Genomic DNA, 19,775 nt, shown 5'->3' on the forward strand with positions numbered 1-19,775 from the left:
CGGATTAAGGTGAAGGGCAAGGTGACGCATAACATGGAGACACATTCTCCAAAAACGGGGAAGTCCAAAGAAAAATATGTGCATGATGTGTTCGAGAACATTGCTCATAAATACGATATCATGAATGATATTATGAGCCTCCGGCGTCATAAGGCGTGGCGGAATTATACGATGCGCCGGATGAATGTTCAGCCCGGAGAGACCGCGCTCGACTTATGCTGCGGGACATGCGACTGGACCATCCAGCTGGCGCAGGCGAGCCGCACGGGGCAGATGATCGGTCTGGACTTCAGTCCGAACATGCTGTCCGTCGGACAGCGCAAGATAGAAAAATTGGGCTTGCAGGATCAGATCCGGCTTGTTGAAGGCAATGCGATGGATCTCCCGTTCCCGGATGATAACTTCGATTATGTGACGATCGGCTTCGGGCTCCGCAATGTTCCTGACTATGATCAGGTGATTCGGGAGATGCGGAGAGTGGTCAAGCCCGGGGGACGGGTCGTCTGCCTGGAGCTGAGCAAGCCGACATGGCAGCCTTTCAAGGGGCTGTACTATTTTTATTTCGAACGGCTGCTTCCGTTGCAGGGGAAATTGATTGCCAAGCGCTACGAGCAGTACAAATGGCTCCCGGAGTCCTTGGCTTCGTTCCCGGGCCGCGAGGAACTGGCCGACATGTTCCGCGCCGCCGGCCTGGAGCAAGTGGAGGCAAAGCCGCTAACGGGAGGAATTGCCGCGCTGCACATCGGCACGAAGGGGAATGGACATGTTTAAAAAAGTGCGTATTTTCCTAGAAATGATTAAAATCGAACATACGTTATTCGCGCTTCCGTTTGCGTTCATGGGCGCTATCCTTGGCGCCATGGTCATGGATAACCGCTTCCCTACGCTAGCCGAATGGGGATGGATTTTGATGGCTATGGTCGGAGCGCGAAGCGCGGCGATGGCCTTGAACCGGCTCATCGATGCCGCCATCGACGCCAAAAACCCGCGCACGGCCAACCGCGCTATTCCGGCCGGCCTACTCAAGGCAGGAGAAGTGATATTATTCACGGCCGTATCGTTCGGACTGCTATTCTGGGCAGCCGCCAATCTGCAGCCGCTGGCTGTTTATTTATTGCCTATTGCCGTCTTTATGCTGGTTTTTTATTCATTCACGAAGCGCTTTACATGGCTGTGCCACTTTATTCTCGGCTTGACGATTGCCCTGGCTCCGTTAGGGGGCTGGGTTGCGGTCACGAATGAGATCAACTGGACTTCTATTATTTTTTATTTGGCGGTGGCTTGCTGGACGACAGGCTTTGATGTCATCTATGCATGCCAGGACTACGAATTCGATCGCAAGGAAGGCTTGAAATCAATTCCCGCCCGGTTCGGCATTGCGAAGGCATTGTGGATAGCGCGCGGGTTTCACATTGTCACCGCGATCGGCTTCCTGCTGCTGCTGTTCGTCACGCAATTGAGCTGGTGGTATATTATCGGCACCGTGATTGCTTCCGGCTTGCTCATCTATGAGCACATGCTGGTCAAGCCGTATGATCTGAGCCGGACGGACACCGCATTCTTTACGCTGAACGGCATTTTGAGCATTGTCGTATTCGGCTTCACTTTGCTGGATTTGGTGGTGCTGGGGTCATGACAGCGGCGGACAAGCGTTATGTCGTCGGCATTACCGGGGCAAGCGGAGCGATTTACGGCATCCGGCTCGCGGAATGCCTATTGCAAGCCGGCTGCATTGTGCATTTGCTCGTCTCGGATGCCGGATGGCGGGTGCTGAAGGAAGAGCTGGGTTGGGAAGTCACCCGGCGCCAGGAGGCCATCGAGCGGGCGTTCGGAGAACAAGCCGGCCGCATCGTGTACCATCCGATCCAGGATATCGGGGCTACGATCGCCAGCGGCTCATACCGCGTCCAAGGAATGATCATCATGCCTTGTTCCATGGGGACGCTGTCATCCTTGGCCCACGGCTCCTCGGATAACCTGATGGGACGGGCTGCCGATGTTATGATGAAGGAAGGGCGCCCGCTCATCATTGTGCCGCGCGAGACGCCGATGCATGCGATCCATCTGGAAAATATGCTCAAGCTCGCACATATGGGCGTACGCATCGTGCCGGCGATGCCGGCGTTCTATTATCATCCGCAGACGTTGGATGACATCGTGAACTTCCTGGTCGGGAAGGTGCTGGACACAATCGATATCGAGCATCAATTGTTTAGAAGGTGGGGGGAACCTGATGGTACTGCAGGAAGAGACGAACAATAACCCGTCCCATATTCGCATCGGCCGTATCGATTATACGAACGTATGGCCGATCTTTTATCATTTTGAGCCGAAGAATACCCGGGCGATGTTGGACATGATCCCGGCCGTTCCTGCCGGGCTGAACCAAGCGATGCGTGAGGGCAGGATTGATATGGGGCCGATTTCGGCGTTTGCTTACGGCATTTCCTCCGAGCAATATACGCTGTTCCCGAATTTGTCGGTCAGCGCGCACGGCCGCGTCAATTCCATCTTTCTCTTTTTGAAGAAGCCGCTGGAGGATGCGCTTCGGGGCAAGATCGCTTTGACGACAACGTCGGCTACGTCGACCAATCTATTCAAGATTATCGCCGCGAAGTTCTATCATGCCAGCCCGGACTACATTCCGATGGATCCGGATCTGGACGCGATGATGGCTGAAGCGGACGGCGCCGTTCTTATCGGCGATCACGCCATCCGGGCTTCCTGGAATAATCCCGGATATGAAGTGATCGATCTAGGCGAGCTGTGGCGCCAATGGACCGGGCACTGGATGACCTTCGCGGTATGGGCGGTCAATCGGGACGTCATCCGCCAGCATGGCGACGATATCAGGATTATTATGGAGGCGTTCGAAGCCAGCAAGCGGAAGAGCCTTCTCGATCCGCGCCCGCTGGCGCAGGAGGCCGTACGCACGATCGGCGGCACGGTCGACTATTGGATGAATTATTTTACCAATTTGAATTACGATTTCGATCGTCCGCAGCAGGAAGGGCTTCAACGCTATTTCCAATACGCATACGAGTTAGGGCTTATTGATCATGAAGTTCGGCTTGAACTCTGGTCGGAAAATACGGTTGGTTAGGTGAAGGCATGAAATTGTGGGACATTTACGCAACAATGAAGCAGGATGTATCGTATATCGAGGAGCAACTGGAACGATCGATCGCTACCGATCTCCGGACGCTGAATGACGCTTCGCTGCAGCTTCTCAAGGCAGGTGGCAAGCGCATCCGTCCGGTCTTCGTTCTCTTGGGCGGCAAATTCGGAACCTATGATCTGGAGAGACTCAAATATGTAGCCGTCCCTCTGGAGCTGATTCATATGGCCTCGCTCGTTCACGACGACGTGATCGATGATGCCGATATGCGGCGGGGACAGCTGACCGTCAAAGCAAAATGGGACAACCGGGTTGCCATGTATACCGGAGACTATATCTATGGGCAGGCGCTGGTGCTAGCCACCGAGCTGCAGGACCCGCAAATTCACCGCATTCTGTCGAAAGCGATGGTTCAAATGTGCATCGGGGAAATGGAGCAAATACGGGATTTCTTCAATACGTCCCAATCCGAGCGGCAGTACCTGCTGCGAATCCGCCGCAAGACGGCGCTTCTGATCGCGATCAGCTGCCAGCTGGGGGCTATCGCTTCCGGGGCTACGGCCGCCATCGGCCGCCAGCTGTACCAGTTCGGCTATAATGTCGGGATGGCGTTCCAGATTCGCGATGACGTGCTGGATTTGACCGGGACCGAAGCGCAGTTGGGGAAGCCTCCGGGCAATGACATCCGGCAGGGCAATTTGACGTTGCCTGTCATTTATGCGCTGGAAGAGGCCGGCCGCCGGCAGGCGCTACTGCGCGATATTGAGCGCATCCGGTGCATGAACGGACATACGGATGTATCTTCGATTTTACATAATATTCGGGATAGCGCAGGCATCCGGCGTGCGGAGCAGCTCGCTGAACGCTACATCAACAAAGCGATTCATGCTCTTGAGCAGCTGCCTGATATCCGTGCGCGCAAAAACCTGCGGGATATCGCCTATTTTATTGCCAATCGATCCCATTAATCCGGATTCAAAAAGTCAAGGTGCGCAATGATGAAATATTTGGTATACTTGGTTCGCTGGACTACTTTCACATAATTGAGGAGTGAACCTATGGAACGCACATTCATCATGGTCAAACCTGACGGCGTGCAAAGAGGCCTCATCGGAGAAATCGTAAGCCGCTTTGAACGCAAAGGATGGAAGCTTGTATCCGGGAAATTAATGATGATTACGCGCGAACAAGCCGAACACCATTATGCCGAGCATGCCGAAAAGCCGTTTTTTGGCGAATTGGTTGATTTCATTACTTCTGGTCCCGTGTTCGCCATGATCTGGGAAGGTGATGAGATTATCAGCTTGTCGCGCTTGATGATTGGCAAGACGAAGGTAGGAGAGGCGCAGCCGGGCACGATTCGCGGCGATTATGCGTCCCACACCCCACTCAATCTGGTGCATGGTTCCGATTCGCAAGAAAGCGCTGCCAGAGAGATCGCGAATCTATTTGCCGACAGCGACATTATCAGCTATGATCGCGCGTTGGCGAGCTGGATCTGATCATAGCCCGCACTTCAAAGATTCTCCTGCATTTTCGGACTTATTTATGAAAGAGCTTACATAAAGCAGGAAAAGCATCGGTACACGGCGAATAGGAAACTGTTCAGCCGTGTTCTTTGCTGTTGTGAAGAACGGCTCCTATGATGAAGTGGTGGAGAGTGAATAATGATGCATGAATCGAAGCGGCAGCCTGCCCTATCGTCCTATCCTTTCGGTCAATCGACAACCGAAGGCGGAGCCTCTTCCGCAGCCGCGGGACAAGAGGATGAGGATTACCGGCAGTTCATGGTGGAGGTCAAGCGCCTGACGGGAATTGATCTGCTGCAGTACAAGGAAGCGCAAATGAAGCGGCGGTTGACGACGCTGCGCATGAAGAACGGATATACGACATTCCGCAGCTTCTCCGAAGCGATCCGGCAGAACCCGGGTTTGCTGAATGAATTTTTGGATCGGATGACGATTAATGTCTCCGAATTTTGGCGCAACCCGAATCGTTGGGTCACCCTGAGAGACAGCGTGCTGCCGGCATTGGCGGCCAATACGAAGCAGCTGCGCTGCTGGAGCGCTGCCTGCTCTACCGGAGAGGAGCCGTACACGCTGGCCATGCTCTTGAATGAGTCGGGCCTGCTGCAGCGCACTCAGATTACCGCTACCGACATTGACGAGAACGTGTTGTTGAAGGCGAAGGAAGCGTGCTATGTAGAACGTTCACTGAAGGATGTGCCGGATCTGTACCGGCAGAAATATTTTCAGCAGGCGCCGGAAGGATACCGGGTTATCGAGTCATTGAAGAGCGCGATTCAGTTCCGCAAGCAGAATCTGCTGGAAGACACGTTCGACACCTCGCTGGATTTGATCATTTGCCGCAATGTCATGATTTATTTCACGGAGGAAGCCAAATTCCAGTTGTACCGTAAATTCGCCGATGCGCTGAAACCGGGCGGGGTTCTATTCGTAGGAAGCACGGAACAGATTTTCAATCCGGGCCAATACGGGCTGGAGACGATAGAGACGTTCTTCTACCGCAAAATGGCATCTAGCGTATAATCCGCATCCCTTCTTCCGATACTAGACTTACGTAGACGGTATGAACATCCTCTAGGATGACTACGAGGACGGAGGGACGACCAACGAGTATGGATAAGAGGACGGTCATCGCGGCTTACCATCGAGGAGATTTAACGATCCACGAATGCGCCCAAATCATTGGGGTGGAAGTCACATTGAAAAACTGGCTCCCTTTGTTGGCGGAGGGGGAGCGGGCGGGAACGGTTCCTGCTCCTGTGCGGGGGGCCTCGAAGCGCGCCTCTCTATGGAGATAGCGGAGCCGAAGACCTATTCCGGTTCTTGGGGTCCCGCTGCCGGATAGCGGCCCGCGATATATGTGCACATAGTCATGACACGCTCTTGGCGGCATAACGCCTCCAGAGCGTGTTTTTGTTTTCTTGTCAAACGTTGCCTCCTATACTATAATGAGCAAAAGAGTTAAGGATTTTAGCCATTTACAGCAATACAGCTTAAAGGGGGAGCAACGGTGAGTCTACGTTATTTGACAGCAGGAGAGACCCACGGACCGCAATTGACCGCCATCGTTGAAGGGATGCCCAGCAACCTGGCGATTGACTTTGAACAGTTGAACTTTCAGCTTCAACGCCGGCAAAAAGGGTATGGCCGCGGACGGCGGATGCAGATCGAGACGGATACGGCCGCAATCGTCGGCGGGGTGCGTCATGGTTATACGACCGGGGCTCCTATCGCGTTGGTAGTCGAGAATAAGGACTGGGAGCATTGGCGGAATATTATGAACGTGGAGCCGATTGAAGGCTCGGACGAAGAAAAGCGGCGGGTCCATCGTCCCCGTCCGGGACATGCGGATCTGAACGGCGGCTTGAAGTATCAATTGACCGATTTGCGCAATGTGCTGGAGCGCTCCAGCGCGCGAGAGACCGCGGCCCGCGTCGCGGTAGGCGCTCTCGCCCGCCAGCTGCTGGAAGCATTCGGCATCAAGATAGGCGGACAAGTTATCCGCATTGGGGAGATCGAGGCGCCTCCGCATTCTCTCCCGCTGGATGAGATGATTGAACGGACCGAGCAGTCTTCGGTTCGGGTCGTCGATTCCGCGACGGAGCAGGCGATGGAGGCCTATATCGATCAGATTAAGACAGAGGGCGACTCGATCGGCGGCATCGTGGAGTGCATCGTCGAAGGCGTCCCTGTCGGATTGGGAAGCCATGTGCAATATGATCGCAAGCTGGATGGGCGTATCGCGCAGGCGGTTATGTCTATCAACGCGTTCAAAGGCGTCGAGATCGGCATCGGCTTCGAAGCCGGACGACTGCGCGGGTCGCAGGTGCATGACGAGATCCTCTACGATGAAGAGAAGGGTTATACGCGCGATTCCAACCGGCTCGGCGGCATCGAGGGCGGGATGACGAACGGGATGCCGATCGTCGTTCGTGGCGTGATGAAGCCGATTCCGACCTTGTATAAACCGCTGCGGAGCGTAGATATCGATACGAAGGAAGCCTTCACGGCTCAAGTGGAGCGTTCCGATGCGTGTGCCGTGCCTGCGGCCAGCATCGTATTGGAGCATGTCGTCGCTTGGGAGGTCGCGAAGGCGTTCCTGGAGAAATTCGGAGGAGATTCGATGGAGGAGATTCGCGCCAACTACGAGCAATACTTGCAGCAAGTGGCCCGGTACTAGGAGGGAGCGTCATGGAGAACAAGGAAGCGATGCAAGCCGTGGAGCTGAGAGTCGATCTTGGCGAACGCTCTTACCCTATCTGGATCGGAAGCGGACTGCTAGACCGGCTTGGCGAGGCGAGCCGGCAAGCGGGCATCCCTTCGGGAAGCCCGGTTCTCATCATTACCGATGAGCATGTCGGCCGCCGTTATCTGAATCTCGCGGAGCAGTCGCTGCACGCGGCCGGCTACCGTACCGCTTCGCTTACCGTACCGCCGGGGGAACAATCAAAATCGCTGGCCGTCTTCGAGGACTGCGTCCGCGCCGCGCTGGAGGCGGGCTGCGATCGCATGTCCACGGTCGTCGCGCTGGGCGGCGGCGTCGTCGGCGATCTGGCCGGCTTCGTGGCGGCCTCGTATATGCGCGGCATCCGGTTCATCCAGGTGCCGACCACGATTCTGGCGCATGATAGCAGCGTCGGCGGCAAGGTTGCGGTGAATCATCCGCTGGCCAAAAACATCATCGGCGCCTTCCATCAGCCGAAGTTCGTGCTCTATGATACGGCGACCCTACACTCGCTGCCTGATCGGGATGTCCGTTCCGGTCTGGCTGAGATGGTGAAGCACGGCTTGATCTGGGACGCCGGCTTCGTCGATTGGTGCGAAGCGAATGCCGCGAAGCTGCTGGCCAAGGATGAGGAAGCGTTGGCCTATGGCTTGGCGCAAGGCTGCGCCGTCAAGACTGCCGTCGTATCCCAGGACGAGCGCGAGAACGGACTGCGGGCGATTCTGAATCTGGGCCATACGATCGGCCATGCCCTGGAGGCGGTTGCCGGCTATGGCGAGCTGATGCACGGCGAAGCGATCGCGATCGGAATGGTAGGCTCGGCCCGTCTGGCGGAGCGGATAGGAGCGGCAACCGATGTCGCAGCGCGCACGGAAGCGTTGATGCGCCAGTTCGGCCTGCCTGTATCGATTCCGGCCGGCTATTCGACCGAGGCGATTCTGGATGCGATGATGCATGACAAGAAGTTCAAGGAAGGCCGGACGGTATTCGTGCTCCCGACAGCTATCGGCAAGGTGGAGATTCGGCGTGATGTGCCGGTCGAACTGGTGCGGAACATCATCGAAGAGTTGAAAGGGGAGACGACATAAGCATGTATGCAAGGGGAATACGCGGAGCGACCACCGTCCAGCGCAATGATGCGGAGGAAATACGGGGCGAGACGACCGTCTTGCTTGAGCATATCGTGGCAGAGAATCAGATCGTCCCGGAGGACATCGTCAGCATATGGATTACGATGACTCAGGATCTGAACGCTTCCTTCCCGGCACAGGCGATTCGCGCGATGCCGGGCTGGGAGTGGGTGCCGTTAATGTGCGCCGTAGAGGTGCCCGTCGTGGGCAGCCTGCCGCTGTGCATCCGCTTGATGGTAACCGTCAATACAGACAAATCGCAGCGGGAGATGCGTCACGTGTATTTGAATGAGGCCTCCCAGCTGCGCCCGGACTTATCTACTTCATAGCGGAGAAGCGTCCCCGGGAATCAGCGTTCCCGTACGGAAGGAAGTGACCGCGATGCCGTCTGCTTCCGTTCGGGTGTTGACGCATCGTCCATTTGCGGGTATGATGTGAAGAAGCATAGTTGAGTAGAGTAGAGTTGAGATGAGATTGAGTTGAGTCGAGCTGAGAGCATGGATACGTCATAAGCGGATGCCATCGCTATAGGTGTAGGAACCTCCCTTCCTTTTTGAGTAACAATCGTGGAGGATTGGGTGAGTCTGACCTTTATTTAGCGATCCGTCCTTTGATATACCTTGAGCTTGCTCATCCACAATGTCATGATTGAATCAACGGACCTCTACCTTACGGTAGAGGTTTTTTTGTTTCTTGCTTCCATCCGACTCACCCGAACTCGAAAGGAGTGGATGTCATGCATCCTCATGTGGATGAAGTATTGCGATTATCCCGCACTTATCCTGTTGTACCGGTCTCCGAGACCATCACGGCCGATACAGAGACCCCGATTCGTTTGTTCCAAAGGTTGAAGCAGGAGCCTTATGCTTTTCTGCTGGAAAGCGTGGAGGGCGGAGTCCAATGGGCGCGCTACTCCTTTATCGGCACCGATCCCTTTCTGATCCTTCAGGGCAAGAACGGCACGCTGCGCATTACCGAACGGGAGGCGGTCGCCGAGATTCACGAGCGCCCGCTCGCCGCTGTGAAGAAGCTGCTCCGCAAGTATGAAAGCCCGACGTTGGCGGGCATGCCGCCGCTGACAGGCGGGGCGATCGGCTTTTTCGGCTATGATCTGGTGCAGCAGTATGAGCGGCTTCCGCGCCATCGGCGGGACGACCTGATGATGAATGATATTCGATTCATGTTCTGCGATCAGCTGATCGTATTCGATCACGTCAAGCAGCAGATGCAATTCATCGTCAATCTGCATCTGGAGCGGGACGATACAGCAGAACATATCCGGACGCTGTACGTGCAGGCGAAGGAGAGGCTGAGACGGCTGCAGGAGAAGCTGCTGGCTGCTCCGGCCACCGAACTGCAGCGCGGCCGCTTCCTCCCGGGAGGAGCGGCCTCCGAGCTGAAGCCGTACCGTTCGAATGAGACGCGGGCGTCTTTTATGGATAAGGTGGAGCGGGCGAAGGAGTACATTCGCGGCGGCGACATCTTTCAAGTCGTCCTCTCGCAGCGGTTCGAGCGGCAGACGACGGTTGATCCGCTAGATGTGTACCGGGTGCTGCGGATGACGAATCCTTCCCCGTACATGTACATTCTGAAAATGGACGATGAAACACTCGTCGGCACTTCGCCCGAGGCGCTCGTCCGGGTCAACGGCGAGCGAGTGGAGACGCGGCCAATCGCCGGTACCCGGCCGCGCGGCCGGACGGAAGAAGAGGATCTGGCGCTGGAGGAAGAACTGCTGAAGGATGAGAAGGAGCGGGCCGAGCATGTGATGCTGGTCGACCTGGGGCGCAACGATCTCGGCCGGGTATGCGAATTCGGCACCGTTCACTGCGATACGTATATGGGCATTGAGCGCTACTCGCATGTGATGCACATTGTATCGAACGTATCCGGCACGCTGCGCCGGGACAAAGATTTCTTCGACGCCTTCCTGTCCTGTCTGCCGGCCGGCACGGTCTCCGGCGCGCCGAAGCTGCGCGCGATGGAGATTATCGCGGAGCTGGAGCAGGAAGCGCGCGGGGCGTACGCCGGCGCTATCGGTTACTTGGGCTTCAACGGCAACATGGACACCTGCATTACGATTCGGACGATTATTTTCAAGGGGGGAACCGCCTATGTTCAGGCCGGCGCCGGCATTGTATGGGATTCGGCTCCCGAGAAGGAATACGAGGAGACGCTCAATAAGGCGAAGGCGCTGCTGCTTGCCATTCAGACGGCGGAGGAGATGTTCGAATGCAGGGAATCCGCTGCTGCATCCGTCGAAGCGCCGAAGGACGGCCGTCCATCCGTCCAGGCTGCGGAGCGGGCCGCGCTCCCGGTCAATTGGGACTATTACACGGCCGTTCAACCGGGGAAAAAGCTTATGGCAGAAAGGAGCGTATCGCAATGAGTACTCACACGCTTCCAGACAGCGTCTTGACGAAGCAAGCGCTGGCCCATGTGCTGGCTGGCGGCCATCTGAGCCGCGAAGAAGCGCGGGAGGTTATGTCCGACGTGATGGACGGCCATGCTTCCGCCGCCCAGATTGGCGCTTTGCTGGCCTGCTTGCGCCTGAAGGGCGAGACGGTGGACGAGATTGTCGGGTTCGCCGAGGCGATGCGCAGCCATGCCCGCCACGTCATCACCGCGCAGGATCGGCTGCTTGATACATGCGGGACCGGCGGCTCCGGCATCCACAAGCTGAACATTTCTACGGTATCGGCGATTATCGCGGCTTCCGCTTCCGTGCGGGTCGCGAAGCACGGCAACCGCTCCGCCTCCAGCCGCTCGGGCAGCGCCGATGTGCTAGAGGCGCTCGGCATCAATATCCATCTGACGAGCGACGAGGCTGCGGAATGCCTTGACCGCGTTGGCATCTGCTTCATGTTCGCGCAGGTGTTCCACCCCGCGATGAAGCATGCCGCCGCCCCGCGCCGGGAACTGGGCGTGCGCACGGTGTTCAATATGCTCGGCCCGCTTACCAATCCGGCGGGAGCGGATCGCCAGGTGCTGGGCATCTATGACCGCAGACGCACCGAGACGATCGCGGCGGTGCTCCGCGAGTTGGGCCTGAAGCGAGCCCTCGTCGTCGCGAGCGAAGACGGCCTCGACGAGATCAGCCTGTCCGCTCCAACCCGGGTTAGCGAGCTGAAGGATGGCGAGCTGAGAACGTACGACATTACACCGGAGCAGCTCGGGCTGCAGACGCAGCCGCTGTCCAGCGTGCTGGGCGGCGATGCCGCGGCGAACGCGGGCATTATCCGCCGCATTCTGCACGGGGAGCAGGGACCGCATCGCGACATTGTGCTTGCGAATGCCGGCGCCTGCATCTACGTCGCCGGGCAGGCGGATAGCATCGCCGCAGGCGTCCGCATCGCGGCCGATGCGATTGACAGCGGACAGTCGCTCCGCAAGCTGGAGCAATGGAGAGAAGCGACAGGGGGATGGAGTCATGTTTCTTGATCGAATTGTGGAGACGAAGCGCCGGGAGGTAGCTGAACTGGCAGCGGAGCTGAACCGCCGGGAGGCGGAGCGGGCCATCGCGCAGCTGCCGCCGTGCCGCTCGCTCATATACGCGCTGACGGCCGGGAAACGGCGCTCCGTCGGCTTGATTGCGGAAGTGAAGAAGGCATCGCCTTCCAAAGGGCTGATTCGCCAAGATTTCGATCCGGCGGCCATCGCCCGCGGTTATGAAGCCGCCGGAGCCGATGCGTTGTCGGTGCTGACGGATCGCGATTATTTTCAAGGCGGCAACGATATTTTGCGCGAGGTGCGCGGCCGGACGGGGCTGCCGGTGCTGCGGAAGGAATTCATCATCGATGAGCTGCAGATGCTGGAAGCCCGCGTCATCGGCGCCGATGCCGTACTTCTCATCGCGGCGATCTTGAACGACAGCGAGCTGGCGCGGCTGAACCGCTGCGCGCTCGAGCTGGGCATGGAGACGCTGATCGAGGTTCATGATGAGCAGGAGCTGGAGCGGGTGCTGGCGCTCGATAATGCGCCGCTCATCGGGATTAACAATCGGAATTTGCATACATTTGTAACGGATCTGGAGCAGACGGAACGGCTGCGCGCGCTCATACCGGCCGATCGGACGCTGGTCAGCGAGAGCGGAATCCATAAGCCCGAGCATATGAACCGTCTGGCGGACATGGGAATCGACGCCGCGCTCGTCGGCGAGCATCTGATGCGGCAGCCGAACGTGGAAGTGGCCGTAGAGCAATTGATGAGCGGTCTGCCGCGGATCGCGGTATGACGGGGGTTGCGGGTATGACGGAAGGAGCGCGTGTTGTTATGCCGGAAGTGACGGAGGCAGCAGGGAAGAAGCGGAGCGGCGGCGGCCACGGAAGGCTGCCGAGCGTGAAAATATGCGGGGTGACCGGGCTGGAGATGGCACGGGACATCGTAGAGGCCGGACCGGACTGCATCGGCTTCGTGTTCGCGCCAAGCCGGAGGCAAGTATCGCCTGCCGATGTGCGCGGCTGGTTGGCCCGCCTGAAGGAAGAGCTCGAGAAGCTTCCGCTCACGGTCGGGGTGTTCGCCCGTCCGCGGCGGGAGGATGTGGACGCGGTGCTGGCGGAAGCGAACCTCGACGCCGTACAACTGATCGCCGATCACGATCCGGACCTTCCCGCTTGGTTGAAGAGCCGTCATGAGGTACAGGTATGGCTGACGGTGCCGATTGCCGGCGCGGAAGCGGATGGGGACCGGACAATTGCGGCGCAAGCGATGCTGCGCCGTATGCAGCACTCCATTGACGCTGTCCTGCTGGATACGCATGATGCGTCGCAGGGAGGCGGATCCGGGCGCACATTCGATTGGACCGTGATTCCGGACTATCGTTCGCTTGCCGAAGAATTCGGCCTTCCCCTGTATGTAGCGGGGGGCTTGAACCCGGACAATGTGGGGAGGCTGCTTGCCAGCAGCCGCATCGATGGCGTAGATGTATCGAGCGGGGTAGAGACTGACGGGGTCAAAGATATTCGTAAAGTAACCGCATTTATCGAAAGGGTGAGAGCACATGGAACAGACACAGACGAAGGGAACGGCGGCGGCGTTGCCTGACGCTCACGGCCGCTTCGGCGACTTCGGCGGCAGATACGTGCCGGAGACGTTGATGAACGCGCTTCTCGAGCTGGATGAAGCTTATCATAACTATACGAAAGAGCCGGAATTCCAGGCAGAACTCATCAAGCTTCTGCGGGAGTATTCCGGAAGACCGACCTCGCTTTATTATGCGGAGCGGTTGAGCGAGACGCTGGGCGGGGCCAAAATTTATTTGAAACGGGAAGACCTCAATCATACGGGCGCGCATAAAATCAACAACACGATCGGCCAGGCGCTCTTGGCCAAGCGGATGGGCAAAAAGAAGGTCATCGCCGAGACGGGAGCGGGGCAGCATGGCGTGGCGACTGCGACCGTAGCGGCTCTGCTCGGCATGGAATGCAAGGTATTCATGGGGGAAGAGGATATGAAGCGTCAGCGGCTGAACGTATTCCGCATGCAGCTGCTTGGGGCGGAGGTCGTTCCCGTCCTGTCGGGAACCCGCACGCTGAAGGATGCCTGTAATGAGACGCTGCGCTACTGGGTCAGCCATGTCGATGATACCTTCTATATTCTCGGATCGGTGACCGGTCCGCATCCTTATCCGATGATGGTGCGTGACTTCCAGCGCATTATCGGGGACGAGACCCGCAAGCAGATGTTGGAGAAGGAAGGGCGGCTGCCCGATCTCGTCATCGCCGCCGTCGGCGGGGGCAGTAATTCGATGGGCATGTTCTACCCGTTCCTTCAGGATGAGTCAGTGGAGCTGCTTGGCGTCGAAGCTGCCGGCAAAGGGATCGACACCCCGTTCCACGCCGCCACGATGACGAAGGGATCCCGCGGGGTGTTCCAGGGCTCGCTCAGCTACGTGCTGCAGGATCAATTCGGACAGGTGCAGCCAGCACACTCGATATCGGCCGGATTGGACTACCCGGGCGTCGGCCCGGAGCATGCCTACCTGAAGGACAGCAAGCGGGCGAAGTACGTGCCGATCACGGATGAAGAGGCGCTGGACGCGCTTCAATTGCTGAGCCGGACCGAAGGAATTATTCCGGCGCTGGAATCGGCTCATGCCGTGGCGCAGGCGATCAAGGAAGCGCCGTCGATGTCCCCGGATTCGATATTGGTCATCTGTCTGTCCGGACGCGGTGACAAGGACGTCAATCAGATTATGGAGACGCTGGGGGGAGAGGTAGAATGAGCGACATGGCTGCACAGGCAACGAACCGGCTGGATGATATGTTCGCGCGCTACCGTGCGGAAGGGAAGGCGGCGTTGATGCCGTTTATTACACTGGGCGATCCGGATTGCGGAACGACTTTGAAGCTGCTGCTCCGCTTGGAGGAAGCGGGCGCGGACGTCATTGAGCTGGGCGTGCCGTATTCCGACCCGCTGGCGGACGGGCCGGTCATTCAACGGGCAGCGGAGCGGGCGCTTCGCGGCGGCGTGACGCTGGAGGACAGCTTCCGGGTAGCGAGACAGGCGCGGGAGCAAGGAGCCCGCATTCCTTACGTCCTGTTCACGTATTACAATCCGGTCATGCAGTACGGAATCGAACGCTTTTTCCGGACAGCGGCGGATGCCGGCTTCAGCGGGGCGATCATCCCCGACCTGCCGTACGAAGAGAGCGGGCCAGTGCGGGAAGCGGCGGATGCTAGCGGCATTCACCTCGTTCCGCTCGTCGCGCCAACCTCGGAAGAGCGGATCAGCCGCATCACGGCACAAGGCCGCGGCTTCATCTACTGCGTATCCTCGCTAGGCGTGACCGGGATCAGAGACAGCTTCGATGACGAGGTCGAGCGGTTCATCCGGCAAGTAAAGGCAACGACCGAGCTTCCTGTCTGCGTCGGGTTTGGCATCTCGACGCCCGCTCACGTGAAGCAATTTTCAGCGTACTGCGACGGCGTTATTGTCGGCAGCGCCATCGTGCGGAAAATAGAAGAAGCTCAACCATTGTTGTCCGATGAGGGCACTTTTGAAGATGGGATCTTGCAAATTTGCGATTTTGTGCGACAATTAAGAAATTAACGCTTTGCAGCGACTTCCCATGTAAGAAAGGTGGTAACCGGATGCAACCGAAGAGCAGTATTGTACATCTCCCTGTCTATCAGCCGGGGAAATCGGTCGATGAGGTGAAGCGGGAACTGGGCTTGGACCGCATCATTAAGCTGGCGTCCAACGAGAATCCGTTCGGATGCTCCCCTCAGGCCAAGGAAGCGATGAGGCAGGAAATTGAAAATGCCAGCATCTATCCGGACGGGGCTGCCGTGGCGCTGACTGCAGCGATAGCCGAGAAGTTCAATGTCAACACGGATCAAATCGTGTTCGGCGCGGGCTCGGATGAAGTGATTCTGATGCTGTGCCGGGCGTTCTTGGTGGCAGGCGACGAGCAGATTACCGCCGACCAGACCTTCCCGCAATATAAGCATAATGGGGATATCGAAGGCGCAGTCACGGTCGAGGTTCCGTTGAAGGAAGGGGCGCATGATCTGGACGCGATGCTCGCCGCCGTCACGGAACGGACGAAGCTGATCTGGATCTGCAATCCGAACAATCCGACGGGGACGATTATCGGCCGCGCCGATTTGGAGCGGTTCATGGAGCGCGTTCCGGAGCGCATGCTCGTCGTGCTGGACGAAGCCTACTGCGAGTATGTGACAGACGAGTCATTCCCTGACGGTCTTGAATATTTGCCTCAATACAAAAACTTGATTACGCTGCGGACCTTCTCCAAGATCTATGGATTGGCCTCGCTCCGGATTGGATATGGCATCGGGCATCCGGATGTCATCCGCCTGATCAATCAGGTGCGCGAACCGTTCAATACGTCGCGCTTCGCCCAAGCGGCCGCCCTGGCTGCCGTTCAGGATCAGGCATTCATCGAGGAGTGCCGCCGTCTGAACGCGGAAGGGATCCGCTATGTGCAGGAACAATTCGCAAGACTGCAATTGTCCAGCTTCCCGGCCCATGGCAACTTCATTATGGTGGACGTGGGTCATCCGGCGCAGCAGGTGTTCGAGGCGCTAATGCGCAAAGGAATTATTACGCGGGCAGGCCATAAAAAGTATCCGACACATATCCGCATCACGATTGGCTCCCGCGAACAGAATGAAGCGATGATCGAAGCGTTGGAAGCGGCGTTGGCCGAATTCAAGGTGGGCAAATGAGCACGAGAATCGCGATTCTGGGCGTAGGACTGATTGGCGGTTCGCTCGCCCTGTGCTTCAAGAATAACCCCGGGATTCATGTGGTCGGATACTCACCGAATCCTTCTTCAACAGAAAAGTATGTCAAGCGCGGGGTCGTCGATGAAGCCACGACCTCGCTGCAGGATGCCGTGCGGGATGCGGATTATATCTTTGTCTGCTCCCCGGTCGGCATGCTGGAATCGATGCTGAGAAGTCTTCATCAGTTGGATGTGAAGCCAGGCTGCATCATGACCGATGTCGGGAGCACGAAGGCGTCGGTTGCCCGCTGCGCCCGCGAGCTGGCGTGGAGCGGGGTGCACTTTATCGGCGGTCATCCGATGGCCGGCTCGGAGCGCTCCGGCGTGGAGGCGGCTTCGACGCTGCTGTTCGAGAACGCTTATTATGTCTTGACCCCGGATGAGAATGTCGATGAGGATGCGTACAGCAGGCTCGTCTCCTTGCTTCGCTGCACGAAGGCCCATATTATCCGCATGAATCCGGAGGAGCACGATGCAGTCGTCGGCGCCATCAGCCATCTTCCGCATATTGTCGCCGTTGCTTTGGTCAATCAAGTTCAAAAATACAATGAGGACAACAGTCTCCACGAGGTGCTGGCTGCTGGCGGATTCCGCGATATTACGCGTATTGCTTCGAGCGATCCGGTTATCTGGCGGGATATTTTGTTAAATAATCGGGATACCCTTCTCCAAATGCTTCAGGACTGGAAAGCGAACACGGAGCAATTCATCAATCTATTGCAGCAGCGGGACGGCGAAGGAATTATGCACCAATTCGCGAAGGCAGGGGAGTTCCGCAGCCGGATGCCGGAGCGGCGCAAAGGCGTGCTGCTCGGGCTCCACGATCTGTATATGGATGTCCCAGACACGCCGGGCATTATCGGGAAAATCGCTACCGAGCTCGGCAAGCATCATATTAATTTGAGCAATCTGCAAATTATTGAGAGCCGCGAAGACGTGCCCGGCGTCCTCCGCCTGTCTTTCCGGCAGCAGGAGGATGCGGATCGGGCCAATGAGCTGCTGACCGGGAGCGGGTACCAAATCTATGTGTAAGGGAATGTCCCAACGGCATATTCTCATTGTGCACTACAGAGCAGCTTGAACCGTAACCAGGGTAGAACGGGCTAGTCGAGGAACATCCTTGACTAGCCCGTTTGCTTTTACAGTCTATAGGGTTCTTCACGGCGGGTGTATGACAATGGCAATCCTTGGTGCTTAGACAGGGAATTGACCATGGATGTAGAAGAAGTAAGGCGGTAAAGTGAGTTAGGGAAATCGCTTGAGCAGAGCGGGCCTATCGTCGTCTTATCTCGGGGAGGGAGCGTGGCATGCCGCCTATTTGCTGCATACCGCCGAGCATGAAGCCCTTGTCCTCCGCGTTCCTAAGCCAGCAGCTTACGGCGCCCCTTTTGTATATAAAGAGCAAGAGATGGTGGGGGAGTACGCATCCCGGGGGCTTTATTATCAACATGCTAATCAGGTGATGCCGGGAATCTGTCCCGAATTTTTCGCTTATCATGTGGAGCCTGAACTTACCTTTACGATGGAATCGTATTGCGGGACGACGTTGTCTTTGCAAGAGACGACCCGATCGGATGCGGTTGAGCTCGGACGGCAGTGCGGACAATTTATGTCAGCCATGAGCAGAGCGGAGGTGCCGCTGCGCGGTTTTGGAATTCTTGGCTGGCAGGAGGAAGGTCTTGCCGGAGAAATCCAAGGGGATCTGCAGGCCTATTGGGAAGAAGAAGCGAACGAGTACCGGGAGCAATTCGAGCAGCCTACGACTGTGGAGTAGGACGGTTGAGATTAAAGCCAAGGAGAAAAAGAATCACTTTTATGACGTGTACTGTATACGGATAAAAAAAGAGCCGCCACTACGGGCGGCCTGCGCTATAGTAAGCGCTAGATATTGGATAGGAGTGGAGAGAAACCATACTGTGCCTTTATTATAATGTATCCGTTTTCATCCCGTCAATAGGTTTTATAAAATAATTTACTTCATTTCACATATTTTTCCGTAACACCGCAAATCAGGGCGTTCCACCATAATTATTTGTTCGGCCCTCTATCAAATGCAAATTGCTCCAATCGCCGAATATATTCAGGAATCCGCTCCTTCACAGCTGCGCGGTCACCGACCCGCAGCTGGATTCCTTCATTCCATTCCTCGTTAAGCAGGCCTGTATGATGGCAGGCCAAATCAAGCAGCATCAGAAATTCCTCAACCTTGAGCGAGTATTCAATACTCTCGTCTCCTGCCGCATAGCCGGCAAGATAGCCTTCGGCGAATCCGTTGAGCTGGGCCCTGTAGCTGCCGAAGTTATGCTTCGCATAGCGGGGAGAACGGTCGTAAGATGGAAATAGGGTGTTAAAATTATTGAGCAGATTTCCGGCAAACGCATGATCATCATACTGCAACGGCAGCGCAGCGATCAGCCGCAGAAGCTGGTTGTCAACGATAATGTTTTCCGGCGATATGTCCCGGTTGGTCAACGAGAGCCGAGGCGTCCGCCCTAAGCGATAACGGATGGCCTCTTCCAGCTTGCCCCTAATCTGGTCTTCACGAAGCGGAATTTCAGCTTGAACGAGTCTATTGGTTACATGGGCTCAAGATATCTCGGGTATCGTGTAACTTTGACAAAATCCAAGCAGGACATAACAAAGCGTCAAACTGTTCCGAAGCGAAAGGAATGGGAATCACTATGAAGAATGATCTGCTCCATAGTGGTCCAATAACTATATATGGATATGGATTGATGATTGCGATCGGCATTATTGCAGCATATCATTTGTTGGTAACACGGGCAGAGAAAAGGCACTGGATCCTTCTCATATTTTCTCGATTACGCTTTGGAACGTTTTGGGTGGATTTCTAGGCGCAAAGCTCTTATATTGGATAACCCATGGCAAAAATATCATGGACCATCCTGAAATTTTATGGGATCTCTTCAGGCTTTGTTGCTTACAGTGGCATTCTGGGCGGGCACGCTCCTATTACTTATAGGCACGTGTCTGATCATGCTGGTGAAGTCCTATCGAAGCTTGAGAC

At 56.7% G+C, this 19,775-nt stretch carries 21 protein-coding genes; 20 read left to right on the top strand and 1 reads right to left on the bottom strand.

From position 1 onward, the window contains the following. Positions 1-9: 9 nt before the first annotated feature. The 20 genes from DQX05_RS09185 to DQX05_RS09280 all read left to right on the top strand — a co-directional run bounded on the left by DQX05_RS09185 (position 10) and on the right by DQX05_RS09280 (position 18,521). Positions 10-771 (top strand): demethylmenaquinone methyltransferase, encoded by a 762-nt coding sequence (locus DQX05_RS09185; protein ID WP_259391880.1) that lies wholly within the window; start codon positions 10-12, stop codon positions 769-771. Beyond that, positions 764-1,636 carry a UbiA-like polyprenyltransferase gene (locus tag DQX05_RS09190; RefSeq protein WP_119792890.1) on the top strand — a complete coding sequence of 291 codons (873 nt, stop codon included), beginning with the start codon at positions 764-766 and terminating at the stop codon, positions 1,634-1,636. The genes DQX05_RS09185 and DQX05_RS09190 overlap by 8 nt, the downstream gene beginning before the upstream one ends. Beyond that, on the top strand, positions 1,633-2,262 hold the full coding sequence (locus tag DQX05_RS09195; protein WP_119792891.1) for a UbiX family flavin prenyltransferase: 630 nt from the start codon (positions 1,633-1,635) through the stop codon (positions 2,260-2,262). The genes DQX05_RS09190 and DQX05_RS09195 overlap by 4 nt, the downstream gene beginning before the upstream one ends. Continuing rightward, positions 2,234-3,103, top strand: a complete 870-nt coding sequence (locus DQX05_RS09200) for a menaquinone biosynthesis protein (protein WP_119792893.1) — start codon at positions 2,234-2,236, stop codon at positions 3,101-3,103. Before DQX05_RS09195 ends, DQX05_RS09200 begins: the two co-directional genes overlap by 29 nt. Positions 3,104-3,111: 8 nt before the next feature. Then, positions 3,112-4,086 (top strand): heptaprenyl diphosphate synthase component II, encoded by a 975-nt coding sequence (hepT, locus tag DQX05_RS09205; protein WP_119792895.1) that lies wholly within the window; start codon positions 3,112-3,114, stop codon positions 4,084-4,086. Positions 4,087-4,176: 90 nt separating this feature from the next. Next, positions 4,177-4,620 carry a nucleoside-diphosphate kinase gene (gene ndk / locus DQX05_RS09210; protein ID WP_119792897.1) on the top strand — a complete coding sequence of 148 codons (444 nt, stop codon included), beginning with the start codon at positions 4,177-4,179 and terminating at the stop codon, positions 4,618-4,620. 165 nt (positions 4,621-4,785) lie between these two features. After that, entirely contained in the window at positions 4,786-5,667 is an 882-nt protein-coding gene (locus DQX05_RS09215) for a CheR family methyltransferase (RefSeq protein ID WP_119792898.1), read from the top strand. An 89-nt stretch (positions 5,668-5,756) separates the two neighbouring features. After that, positions 5,757-5,942, top strand: a complete 186-nt coding sequence (locus DQX05_RS09220; protein ID WP_119792900.1) for a molecular chaperone — start codon at positions 5,757-5,759, stop codon at positions 5,940-5,942. 212 nt (positions 5,943-6,154) lie between these two features. Further along, the gene (gene aroC, locus DQX05_RS09225) at positions 6,155-7,324 is read left to right on the top strand and encodes a chorismate synthase (RefSeq protein WP_119792902.1); all 1,170 of its coding nucleotides are present in this window, start codon (positions 6,155-6,157) and stop codon (positions 7,322-7,324) included. Positions 7,325-7,335: 11 nt separating this feature from the next. Further along, complete coding sequence (gene aroB / locus DQX05_RS09230; protein WP_119792904.1) at positions 7,336-8,457, top strand: 3-dehydroquinate synthase; 1,122 nt, start codon at positions 7,336-7,338, stop codon at positions 8,455-8,457. Between the two features lie 2 nt (positions 8,458-8,459). Beyond that, complete coding sequence (aroH, locus tag DQX05_RS09235; protein WP_119792906.1) at positions 8,460-8,828, top strand: chorismate mutase; 369 nt, start codon at positions 8,460-8,462, stop codon at positions 8,826-8,828. Between the two features lie 407 nt (positions 8,829-9,235). After that, entirely contained in the window at positions 9,236-10,888 is a 1,653-nt protein-coding gene (trpE, locus tag DQX05_RS09240; protein WP_119792907.1) for an anthranilate synthase component I, read from the top strand. Further along, the gene (gene trpD / locus DQX05_RS09245) at positions 10,885-11,940 is read left to right on the top strand and encodes an anthranilate phosphoribosyltransferase (protein ID WP_119792909.1); all 1,056 of its coding nucleotides are present in this window, start codon (positions 10,885-10,887) and stop codon (positions 11,938-11,940) included. Before trpE ends, trpD begins: the two co-directional genes overlap by 4 nt. Continuing rightward, entirely contained in the window at positions 11,930-12,733 is an 804-nt protein-coding gene (trpC, locus tag DQX05_RS09250; RefSeq protein WP_119792911.1) for an indole-3-glycerol phosphate synthase TrpC, read from the top strand. The genes trpD and trpC overlap by 11 nt, the downstream gene beginning before the upstream one ends. Before the next feature lie 14 nt (positions 12,734-12,747). Continuing rightward, complete coding sequence (locus DQX05_RS09255; RefSeq protein ID WP_259391881.1) at positions 12,748-13,542, top strand: phosphoribosylanthranilate isomerase; 795 nt, start codon at positions 12,748-12,750, stop codon at positions 13,540-13,542. After that, positions 13,499-14,722: a tryptophan synthase subunit beta gene (gene trpB / locus DQX05_RS09260; protein WP_119792912.1), complete on the top strand. Its 1,224-nt coding sequence runs from the start codon at positions 13,499-13,501 to the stop codon at positions 14,720-14,722. The genes DQX05_RS09255 and trpB overlap by 44 nt, the downstream gene beginning before the upstream one ends. Then, entirely contained in the window at positions 14,719-15,549 is an 831-nt protein-coding gene (trpA, locus tag DQX05_RS09265; protein WP_119792914.1) for a tryptophan synthase subunit alpha, read from the top strand. The genes trpB and trpA overlap by 4 nt, the downstream gene beginning before the upstream one ends. Before the next feature lie 41 nt (positions 15,550-15,590). Next, positions 15,591-16,688, top strand: a complete 1,098-nt coding sequence (gene hisC, locus DQX05_RS09270; protein WP_119792916.1) for a histidinol-phosphate transaminase — start codon at positions 15,591-15,593, stop codon at positions 16,686-16,688. Next, entirely contained in the window at positions 16,685-17,779 is a 1,095-nt protein-coding gene (locus DQX05_RS09275; RefSeq protein WP_119792917.1) for a prephenate dehydrogenase, read from the top strand. Before hisC ends, DQX05_RS09275 begins: the two co-directional genes overlap by 4 nt. A 226-nt stretch (positions 17,780-18,005) precedes the next feature. After that, positions 18,006-18,521 carry a hypothetical protein gene (locus tag DQX05_RS09280; protein WP_182914686.1) on the top strand — a complete coding sequence of 172 codons (516 nt, stop codon included), beginning with the start codon at positions 18,006-18,008 and terminating at the stop codon, positions 18,519-18,521. Positions 18,522-18,775: 254 nt separating this feature from the next. On the opposite strand, the gene DQX05_RS09285 is transcribed toward DQX05_RS09280, so the two are convergent. Continuing rightward, on the bottom strand, positions 18,776-19,219 hold the full coding sequence (locus DQX05_RS09285) for a hypothetical protein (protein WP_182914687.1): 444 nt from the start codon (positions 19,217-19,219) through the stop codon (positions 18,776-18,778). Positions 19,220-19,775: the final 556 nt, after the last annotated feature.

It is taken from the genome of Paenibacillus thiaminolyticus (assembly GCF_003591545.1).
Taxonomy (GTDB): domain Bacteria; phylum Bacillota; class Bacilli; order Paenibacillales; family Paenibacillaceae; genus Paenibacillus_B; species Paenibacillus_B thiaminolyticus_A.

Bases quoted from the DNA above. Each gene is read 5' to 3' on its own strand.
- DQX05_RS09190 (WP_119792890.1), top strand. From the start codon at position 764: ATGTTTAAAAAAGTGCGTATTTTCCTAGAAATGATTAAAATCGAACAT.
- DQX05_RS09195 (WP_119792891.1), top strand. From the start codon at position 1,633: ATGACAGCGGCGGACAAGCGTTATGTCGTCGGCATTACCGGGGCAAGC.
- DQX05_RS09200 (WP_119792893.1), top strand. From the start codon at position 2,234: ATGGTACTGCAGGAAGAGACGAACAATAACCCGTCCCATATTCGCATC.
- hepT (WP_119792895.1), top strand. From the start codon at position 3,112: ATGAAATTGTGGGACATTTACGCAACAATGAAGCAGGATGTATCGTAT.
- ndk (WP_119792897.1), top strand. From the start codon at position 4,177: ATGGAACGCACATTCATCATGGTCAAACCTGACGGCGTGCAAAGAGGC.
- DQX05_RS09215 (WP_119792898.1), top strand. From the start codon at position 4,786: ATGATGCATGAATCGAAGCGGCAGCCTGCCCTATCGTCCTATCCTTTC.
- DQX05_RS09220 (WP_119792900.1), top strand. From the start codon at position 5,757: ATGGATAAGAGGACGGTCATCGCGGCTTACCATCGAGGAGATTTAACG.
- aroB (WP_119792904.1), top strand. From the start codon at position 7,336: ATGGAGAACAAGGAAGCGATGCAAGCCGTGGAGCTGAGAGTCGATCTT.
- aroH (WP_119792906.1), top strand. From the start codon at position 8,460: ATGTATGCAAGGGGAATACGCGGAGCGACCACCGTCCAGCGCAATGAT.
- trpE (WP_119792907.1), top strand. From the start codon at position 9,236: ATGCATCCTCATGTGGATGAAGTATTGCGATTATCCCGCACTTATCCT.
- trpD (WP_119792909.1), top strand. From the start codon at position 10,885: ATGAGTACTCACACGCTTCCAGACAGCGTCTTGACGAAGCAAGCGCTG.
- trpC (WP_119792911.1), top strand. From the start codon at position 11,930: ATGTTTCTTGATCGAATTGTGGAGACGAAGCGCCGGGAGGTAGCTGAA.
- DQX05_RS09255 (WP_259391881.1), top strand. From the start codon at position 12,748: ATGACGGAAGGAGCGCGTGTTGTTATGCCGGAAGTGACGGAGGCAGCA.
- trpB (WP_119792912.1), top strand. From the start codon at position 13,499: ATGGAACAGACACAGACGAAGGGAACGGCGGCGGCGTTGCCTGACGCT.
- trpA (WP_119792914.1), top strand. From the start codon at position 14,719: ATGAGCGACATGGCTGCACAGGCAACGAACCGGCTGGATGATATGTTC.
- hisC (WP_119792916.1), top strand. From the start codon at position 15,591: ATGCAACCGAAGAGCAGTATTGTACATCTCCCTGTCTATCAGCCGGGG.
- DQX05_RS09275 (WP_119792917.1), top strand. From the start codon at position 16,685: ATGAGCACGAGAATCGCGATTCTGGGCGTAGGACTGATTGGCGGTTCG.